The sequence below is a fragment of the Actinomycetota bacterium genome (assembly GCA_035540895.1).
In the GTDB taxonomy this organism is placed as follows: Bacteria; Actinomycetota; JAICYB01; order JAICYB01; family JAICYB01; genus DATLFR01.
Map to the genome: position 1 here is coordinate 1 of DATLFR010000240.1, position 2637 is coordinate 2637.

The window sequence follows — 2637 nt, forward strand, 5'->3', positions numbered from 1 at the left end:
GCTATCGTCGCCTCCGGCGTCGGGACCGGGGTGCGGTCGGGCGTGCCGAGGAGAGGCGAGGTCGGCGGCGCGATCATGAACGCCGCGATGACGAGCGCGATGAGGACGAGAAGGCGCTGGGTGAGCATCGGCCGAGCCACAAGGGTAGGGGAACGGGGGCCTGTGGAAAAGCCGATCTCTGACTAGCGGTCAGTGCGGGGGAGGCTCCCGAGCTCGAGCGCACGCACCTTGTCGAGCCGCCGGACGTGGCGCTCCTCGCCGGAGAAACGGGCCCGCAGGAACGCCGCGACCATCTCGCGGGCGAGTTCCACCCCCACGACCCGGGCCCCCAGGGCGGCGACGTTCACGTCGTCGTGCTCGACCGACTGGTGCGCGGTGTACGTGTCCTGGAGCTGGGCGCACCTGATGCCGGGGAGCTTGTTGGCGGCGATGGCGGCGCCCGCACCCGACCCGCAGACGATGATCCCGCGGTCGGCCTCGCCGTCCAGGACGGCCCTCGCCACGGCCTCCGCCTGGTCGGGGTAGTCGACGGGGTCGGTCGAGTGGGTTCCCAGGTCGAGTGGCTCGTGCCCCAGTGAAGCCACGATCTCGAGGAGCTCCTGCTTCAGCGGGAACCCGGCGTGGTCCGACCCGATCGCGACGCGCATGTGGGAATCGTATCCGTCACTCGTACTGGAGGGCCTCGACGATATCGGTCCGGGCCGCGCGCGACGCGGGGTAGAGGGCGGCCAGTCCGGCGGCGAGCAGCCCCCACAGGGCGGGGACCAGGTACGCGCCGACGGGCGTGTGGAGCCGGAGGTCGATCCCGGACTGCGCCTGCATGACCGCGAACATGAACAGGCCGATCAGGGTCCCCAGGGCCCAGGCCAGCACGATGCCAAGCCCGGCGACCATGAGCGCCTCGAGGGAGACCACCCGGCGGACCTGTCGTCTCAGCATCCCCACCGCGCGCAGGACCCCGAGGTCGCGACGTCTCTCGAGCGTGGAGATCAGCAGCGTGTTCGCGAGTCCTAGCGCCGCGACCACGACCGCCACCAGCTGGACGGAGGAGATCAGTCCGAGCACCGACCCGACGAAGCCGTTCACCCGGTCGAAGAACTCGGACCGGTCGTCCACCTCTATCCCGAGGGTCTGCCCCCACCGCTGCTCGATCTCCGCGCGCACCCGTTCCGGGTCCGTCCCGGGCAGCAGTCCGACGCCGAACGAATCGGCCGCGGTCGTCCGGAAGAGCTGCGAGTAGCGGTCGTAGGGGAGAGAGAAGGTCGGGGTCACGGCGGACGGGTCGGGGAAGACCCCCACCACCTCCATGCGGCGGACCCCGGAGGGCGTCGGCATCTCCACGGTGTCTCCCACCTCTATCCCCATCCTCGCCGTCACGGACGGGGTTATCACGATGGTGTCCGCGGGACGCAGTCGCCGCGCGAGGCCCGAGACCTCGCGCCTCCACCGGGGCGGCAGGTCCCGCAGTCGGGAGTACGCCTCGTAGTCGAGCGCGTTGATCGCGATCACCCGGTCGTCGAGCGTCGCCAGCGTCATCTTGAACGGGTAGACGCTGTCCACGCCGCGCAGGCGGCGGATCTGAGGGCCGAGGCTCGACTGGACCGGGACATCCGACCCGAACGGCCTCCACGTGGCGGACCGCACGTACAGGTCCGCGCGCAGCAGCGTGTCCACACCGGTGCTGAACGTCCGGGCGAACGAGCTCGACGCGATCGAGAACCCCACGACGAGCGAGAGCGCGAGCAGGACGGCGCCCGCGGTGAAAGCGGTGCGTCCGGGCGATCTCAGGACCTCCCCCGCCGCGAGGCGGACGAGACCTCCGCCGCGCGAGGACGACTGGAGCCGACCGAAGGCCAGGCGCGCGATGGGAGGCAGGACGACCCGGACCAGCAGCGCCACACCAGCCAGGCCCACCGCCAGCCCCGCCGTGGCGAGCGTCGTGACGCGACCGGGACGGATGAACAGGTCGTAGACGGCGAGGGCGGTCCCCGCCGCGAACAGCGCCACCCCTATCGCCGCGGTCGACCGGGCGGCGTGGGCGGTGGGATCCTCGAGGGCGCCCGCCGGTCCGAGGTTGCTGGCCGGGTCCGTCCGGGAGACGCGCCGGGCGGGCAGCAGGGCCGCCACGACCGAGGCGATGACACCGGCTATGAAGGCGAGGGCGAGTGCCCGGGGCTGCAGGACCAGCGTCCGGATGTCGATCGGGAAGATCTCCTCGAGGGCCGCGCCGCGGGTCGAGAGCATGGTCCGGGCGAGCAGGAGCCCCCCGACGAGTCCGGCCGCCGAGCCGATCACCCCGAGCAGGACCCCCTCCGCCGTGAAGAGCCACATCACGTCGCGCCGGCGGGCGCCCACCGCCCGGAGCAGGGCGGCCTCGCCCAGCCGCTCCACGGCGGCCATGGCCATCGTGTTGTAGACGAGGAAGGCCCCCACGAACAGGGCGACGACGGCCGCGGTGTTGAGGCTGGCCGTCGTGCTCGCGAGCATCTCGGCCACGTCTTCGGAGCGCAGCGCCACCGGACCCACCCGGCCTCCCGGGCCAACCGCTTCGGACACCGCCTCGAGCCGCCGCTCTGGGTCGTCGACCTCGAGGTAGACGGCGTCGACGTAGCCCGTGCGCCCGACCAGGTTCTGGAC

2 protein-coding genes are annotated in these 2637 nt (G+C 72.2%); both read right to left on the reverse strand.

Annotated elements, in window-relative coordinates; genetic code table 11:
* Nucleotides 1–182: 182 nt before the first annotated feature.
* Nucleotides 183–647: a ribose 5-phosphate isomerase B gene (rpiB, locus tag VM840_13375; GenBank protein HVL82575.1), complete on the reverse strand. Its 465-nt coding sequence runs from the start codon at nucleotides 645–647 to the stop codon at nucleotides 183–185.
* A gap of 16 nt (nucleotides 648–663) precedes the next feature.
* A partial coding sequence (locus tag VM840_13380) for an FtsX-like permease family protein (GenBank protein ID HVL82576.1) occupies nucleotides 664–2637 on the reverse strand: 1974 nt, incomplete at its 5' end.

Coding starts and splice junctions, on each gene's coding strand:
- rpiB (HVL82575.1), bottom strand. CDS start 647: ATGCGCGTCGCGATCGGGTCGGACCACGCCGGGTTCCCGCTGAAGCAG.